The organism is Shewanella sp. 11B5, assembly GCF_002836795.1.
GTDB lineage: Bacteria > Pseudomonadota > Gammaproteobacteria > Enterobacterales > Shewanellaceae > Shewanella > Shewanella frigidimarina.
In genome coordinates this window covers 1-5,163 of record NZ_PJAP01000407.1, presented here as the reverse complement: position 1 = coordinate 5,163, position 5,163 = coordinate 1, and the positions used below count along the sequence as shown (strand labels likewise).

The window sequence follows — 5,163 nt, the reverse complement described above, 5'->3', positions numbered from 1 at the left end:
CAGTTAAAGCGGCATCAGACATCTATGCACCTATTTCTGGTGAAGTGATTGCCGTAAACGAATCTTTAGAAGATTCGCCAGAGCTTGTTAACAGCGACGCATTTGGTGACGGTTGGTTCTTCCGTGTTATGCCTTCTGACGAATCAGAAGTGGATGCATTATTAGATGCAGACGGTTACCAAGAAGTGATTGACGAAGAATAAGCGCCAATGACGCAGGAAGCTCCCTCGGGAGCTTCTTTGTTATCTAACGATAAAAGTGTTGCGCCCTGCAGTATTGTCGTTTCTGCTTCATAAAGGAAGTGGCACACATAAAGCCACTCACGACGTAAGCGCGTTGCATTAATAAACCCTTTACGGGTTAGTCACGTATTACACGTTTTCACCCTAATCCAGTTCTGTGCCCTACAGCCATAACTGGTCGATTTGGAACAAGGTTTAACATGACCAAGCAAACCCTGACACAACTAGAACAACACGAGTTATTTCTAACCCGCCACATTGGCCCAAATGCTGAGCAGCAACAAGAAATGCTCAACTTCATTGGTGCAGAGTCGTTAGAAGACTTAACCGCGCAAACCGTTCCTGGCAAAATTCGTTTACCACAAGACCTCACCATCGGTGACTCATGTGGCGAAGCCGAAGGTATTGCCTATATCCGCAACATAGCAGACAAAAACAAAGTCTTTAAAAGCTATATCGGAATGGGTTACTACGGCGTGCAAGTGCCAAATGTTATTTTGCGTAACGTGTTCGAAAATCCAGGTTGGTACACTGCTTATACTCCATATCAGCCAGAAATCGCTCAAGGCCGTTTAGAAGCAATCTTAAACTTCCAACAAGTGTCAATGGACCTAACCGGCCTTGACCTTGCGTCAGCTTCATTGCTGGACGAAGCAACCGCAGCGGCAGAAGCCATGGCCCTTGCCAAGCGCGTGTCTAAAGCTAAAAAAGCCAACATCTTCTTTGTTGCCGATGACGTATTCCCACAAACATTAGACGTAGTGAAAACCCGCGCAGAATGTTTTGGTTTTGAAGTGGTCGTTGGCCCAGCGAGTGAAGCGGTAAATTACGAATTATTTGGTGCCTTGTTCCAGTACACCAACCGTATTGGCCAAATTACCGATTACACTGAGCTATTTGCTACGCTTCGCGACAACAAAGTCATTGTTACAGTAGCAGCCGACATCATGTCGTTAATGTTACTTAAATCACCGGGCGCCATGGGCGCAGATGTAGTATTTGGTAGCGCGCAACGTTTTGGCGTACCAATGGGATACGGCGGACCACACGCAGCATTCTTCGTTGCCCGTGACGAACATAAACGTTCAATGCCAGGCCGTATTATTGGTGTGTCAAAAGACACCCGCGGCAACAGCGCATTACGTATGGCCATGCAAACGCGCGAGCAACATATTCGCCGCGAAAAAGCCAACTCAAACATTTGTACCGCGCAAATTTTATTAGCCAACATGGCGTCGTTTTATGCGGTATTCCACGGCCCGCAAGGCTTAAAAACCATAGCATCACGCATTAACCGTTTAGCCGACATTTTAGCGGCAGGCTTAACAGCAAAAGGCTTAACCTTAGCTAACACCACTTGGTTCGACACCATCAGTGTTAAAGGTGCCGACGTTGCCGCCATTAATGCCCGCGCCATTGCTGCGCAAGTTAACTTACGTATAGATGCAGACGGCGTGTTTGGTATCAGCTTAGATGAAACCACTATCCGTACAGATATCGCAGACTTATTTGACGTTATCCTAGGCGCAGGCCACGGCTTAGATGTTGCAGCACTTGATGCCGACATCGTTGCTAATGGCAGCCAGTCAATTCCAGACGCGCTAGTACGTCAAGATGCGGTATTAACTCATCCAACGTTTAATCGCTACCAAAGCGAAACCGAGATGATGCGTTATATCAAGCGTCTCGAAAACAAAGATTTAGCCTTAAACCACTCAATGATCTCGTTAGGTTCATGCACCATGAAACTCAACGCAGCAGTGGAAATGCTACCAGTAAGCTGGCCAGAATTTGCTAACATGCACCCATTCTGCCCGCTAGATCAGGCACAAGGTTACACCCAGTTAATTAACGAACTGTCTGAGTTTTTAGTTAAAATCACCGGTTACGATTCTGTGTGTATTCAACCAAACTCTGGTGCACAAGGCGAGTACGCTGGCTTATTAGCGATTAAGAAATACCACGAGTCTCGCGGCGACGCGCACCGTAACATTTGCTTAATCCCACAATCAGCTCACGGTACCAACCCTGCATCAGCACAACTTGCTGGTATGAAGGTAGTGGTTACAGCGTGCGACAAGCAAGGTAACGTTGATTTAGAAGACTTACGCACCAAAGCAGCGGAGCTTGCCGACAGCCTTTCATGCATCATGATCACGTACCCATCGACTCACGGTGTGTACGAAGAATCAATCCGCGAAGTATGCGAAATAGTCCATCAATATGGCGGTCAAGTGTACCTAGACGGCGCAAACATGAACGCACAGGTTGGCTTAACATCACCAGGCTTTATCGGCGCAGACGTATCGCACCTTAACTTACACAAAACCTTTGCTATCCCGCACGGCGGCGGTGGTCCTGGTATGGGCCCAATTGGTGTTAAATCACACCTTGCGCCATTTGTAGCAGGCCACACAGTGATTAAGCCAGGCCGCGAAAGCGACCATAACGGCGCAGTATCGGCCGCACCTTATGGTAGCGCCAGCATTTTGCCAATCAGCTGGATGTATATTAAGTTGTTGGGCACTAAAGGGGTTAAGCAATCAACCCAAACTGCGCTATTAAACGCTAACTACATCATGAAAAAGCTGTCAGCACATTATCCTGTGTTGTTCACCGGCCGTAACGACCGTGTTGCCCATGAATGTATTATCGATTTACGCCCATTAAAAGAAACCTCAGGCGTGACCGAAATGGATATCGCTAAGCGTCTAAACGATTACGGCTTCCACTCACCAACCATGAGCTTCCCAGTAGCGGGAACCTTGATGATTGAACCAACAGAATCTGAGTCTAAGGTTGAGCTGGACCGTTTCATCGAAGCGATGATTTCTATTCGCGGTGAAATTACCAAGGTAGAAGCAGGCGAGTGGCCAGTGGACAATAATCCACTGCACAATGCACCGCATACGCTGGCTGACATTATGGACCCAGAGTTCGATTCACGTCCGTACAGCCGTGAAGTGGCCGTGTTCCCAACGGCTGCGGTTAAGGCGAATAAGTTCTGGCCAACCGTAAATCGTATCGATGATGTATACGGCGACCGCAATTTGATGTGTGCATGTGTTCCTTTAAGTGATTATGAGTAATCATTATTAATAGTGGTTCCTGAATAGGAACTTCAATTTGAAAGCGACTGAAAGGTCGCTTTTTTATGCCTGTCGTTCCCATTTTTACGTCATTCCGGCAATGCTTTTGAGCCGGAATCCAGGTGTTTTCTTTTTTCTTCATCTTACATCTTAGCTATGGCCTGCGGCCACTAACGTCGTGGCGCTTCGCCCACACCAGACCAAGAGGAAACCAACGGCTGTTCCCTCTTGACTCTTTTTAAAAGAATTAGCCCAGCCGTCCCGCAACATTTTCCTTAATGATTTAAACAACTGATGCGAAAAGGTCGCCATGGGGATTGATCTAGCTTTTAACTTCGTTTGTAGTCTGCTTCGGCCCATCTTACAATAAAGAGTGAAAATGCTAACGCTTCCGATGGGAATCTGATGTGCATGGATTTACGAATGTCGTGATGGCATGGTCAATGATGTTCCCGACATCATAATGACATTTCCGGTATTCATATGGGGCAGATACCAAAGAACGACCTGTACCGCGAAAGCTAGCCTGCCATCCATGGCTCACGCATTCACTTGCAAAGAGTCTTCAACGGCCTCAAGTAAAATGGAGCCTGCAGATATAATATCTAAAGCATTAAAAAGCGGACCGGTTGGTTCGCTTTTTAATTTCCATCATTCCAGTCATGTGTAAATACTCGTCATTCCGATTATGTTTATATTTACGTCATTCCAGTAATGCTTATATTTACGTCATTCCGGCAATGCTTTTGAGCCGGAATCCAGGTGTTGGCCTATGTATTTAGTGTCATACAGTTTATTTAACTATAGTTAACAGCTACTACGATACTTGAGATAAACACTAAAACCTATAAATGGCATGAGGATATGATTAAGTTTTTTCAGAAATAGTAGATGAGTTTTAGGCTTCTCTTTTTTGTTTAGCGGATGTATTTCTTCATAAAGTGTCAATGAGCGCCCTTGAGCCGCCAAAGATGCTCGAATGAGAAAATGCTGCTTACGGTCATCAAGATCTGACCAATCGATATGAATGATTGGTTGCTTCATTTTTCCGACGAGCAAATAGGTCATACGGGTGTATATGAACTCGATATCACGATGTAAGTGACCATTACTACAGAGCCTATCCACACGTTTAATCTTATGTTTTTCCATGGCTTGATTCTCAATATCACGGCCAAGTCCAGTGATAGAAAGCGAGCCACCTTTCATTGATCTTTCAATGGCAGAGAATAAACTCTGTCGGCGAGTTTTGTGCGTTAACGGTGGGTGACAAACGATAGGCATTTTGATAAAACGTGTTTCGCATCCATGGCATTGACTCGTGGTAATGTTTGTTTGGCGATAAATTTGATCACCAAATGCCATGAATGTTCCTCAGTTGTTAACCTATCTCATTATTTTTATTCATGCTTTTGTAGCGATCCCTCAGACTCTGCCCACTTATTTCATTGACCTCGGTCTATGATGTCATTCATACCCAAAACAGATAGACTAGCGCGCTTCAAATTAAATTAAATGAAAGGATTTCAATTAATGCATAAGCTAATACTTTTAACCGGTCTGGTACTGCTGACATCATGTGCTTCGAACACAAGTATCGTTGCCAATCAATCTACATCCCACAGCAATCCTATCTGCCTGATATCAGGAGTGCCTTCATCAGATATAAAATACACCGTTATTACTCAGTTAAAGTATGCAAAAAATGGGTATGGAAATATTAATAGCGTCCTGCCAATAATAGTGAAACAAGCACAATCCTTAGGTGCTGATGCAATCATTGACTACAACGGTGGCCATCGTTTCGGTTTTTGGCCATGGCAATTTATCAG

The 5,163-nt window shown here is 45.1% G+C and carries 2 protein-coding genes and 2 pseudogenes; 3 read left to right on the top strand and 1 reads right to left on the bottom strand.

The window, feature by feature from the left end; genetic code table 11:
* Positions 1 to 203 (top strand): annotated as a pseudogene (locus tag CXF78_RS09485) (glycine cleavage system protein H); the annotation flags it as partial.
* Between the two features lie 239 nt (positions 204 to 442).
* A complete protein-coding gene (gcvP, locus tag CXF78_RS09480; RefSeq protein ID WP_102036632.1) occupies positions 443 to 3,331 on the top strand; it encodes an aminomethyl-transferring glycine dehydrogenase in 2,889 nt (962 codons plus the stop codon).
* An 858-nt stretch (positions 3,332 to 4,189) separates the two neighbouring features.
* On the opposite strand, the pseudogene CXF78_RS09475 reads toward gcvP, so the two are convergent.
* Positions 4,190 to 4,641: pseudogene (locus tag CXF78_RS09475) on the bottom strand (IS4 family transposase); the annotation flags it as partial.
* Positions 4,642 to 4,864: 223 nt separating this feature from the next.
* On the opposite strand from CXF78_RS09475, the gene CXF78_RS09470 reads away from it, so the two are divergent.
* The coding region (locus tag CXF78_RS09470) for a hypothetical protein (protein ID WP_102036631.1) at positions 4,865 to 5,163 on the top strand (299 nt) is incomplete at its 3' end.

What these genes read in the sequence shown, in the direction of transcription:
- gcvP (WP_102036632.1), top strand. Translation starts at nt 443, where the DNA reads ATGACCAAGCAAACCCTGACACAACTAGAACAACACGAGTTATTTCTA.